Raw genomic sequence first — 203 nt, forward strand, 5'->3', positions numbered from 1 at the left:
GGTTTTGCTTGGTAAAATCTAATTTACTTACTTATCTAGTTTTCAATGTACAAAATAATGGTGGGCCTAAGTGGACTCGAACCACCGACCTCACGCTTATCAGGCGTGCGCTCTAACCAGCTGAGCTATAGGCCCATTACATATAAATAAATGTTAATAAACATTCAAAACTGAATACAATATGTCACGTTATTCCGCATCTT

General features: G+C 37.4%; 1 tRNA gene. It reads right to left on the minus strand.

What is annotated here, in order from left to right:
• Positions 1–58: 58 nt before the first annotated feature.
• A tRNA-Ile gene (locus CD041_RS00600) sits at positions 59–135 on the minus strand.
• Positions 136–203 lie beyond the last annotated feature (68 nt).

The organism is Staphylococcus lugdunensis, assembly GCF_002901705.1.
Taxonomy (GTDB): Bacteria; Bacillota; Bacilli; order Staphylococcales; family Staphylococcaceae; genus Staphylococcus; species Staphylococcus lugdunensis.